Below are 556 nucleotides of genomic sequence, written 5' to 3'. Positions count from 1 at the left end.
TTAACACGTCGGCAGTCACTCTTGCAGTTTTAACCGACAATGCGATTGTTTTCTGAGTAACTTCTTCCTGCAATTTGCACGCCTCCTTTCGATTCTGATCAGCAAATTACGGTGGTACTAACAGATGGGGGAGATATATTTTCATTGGAATTTGACTCCTTTCCACTTCCCGACAAATTGTCGAGAAGTCATGGGTTTTAATTTTTCACTGTCTGCTTCAATAAATAAATTGTGCTGAACTGCACATATAACTTTTCTTCTTCCCAATCCATCTGATCCATCAGCAGGCATTGGAATAATACATCTACATCCTGCAATTTATAAATCCTGTTGCACGTTTCTGACAAACCTTTTAATTCCGGAATCTCTTGCATCGCATTTCGTCTGTGCATAAGACATTGCAAGTATAATGCTTCAAGATGTTTCTGGCTGAAAATAAGTGCTGTCGTATCCTGTTCATTGACTGTACATTTACGTTTTTCTAACTCTTCTTGGGAAATGTCCAGAAAACACCGGATATTTTCGACATATACATCACCATCAAATGTTGGATGCT

Annotated in this window: 1 pseudogene; it reads right to left on the bottom strand. The window is 38.7% G+C overall.

What is annotated here, in order from left to right:
- Positions 1–197 precede the first annotated feature (197 nt).
- Positions 198–556 (bottom strand): annotated as a pseudogene (locus LI112_RS17880) (hypothetical protein); the annotation flags it as partial.

It is taken from the genome of Blautia sp. 210820-DFI.6.14 (assembly GCF_020558815.1).
Classification (GTDB): Bacteria; Bacillota; Clostridia; order Lachnospirales; family Lachnospiraceae; genus Blautia_A; species Blautia_A obeum.
Note: the sequence above shows the minus strand (reverse complement) of the source record. Positions and strands in the feature narration are given on the sequence as shown.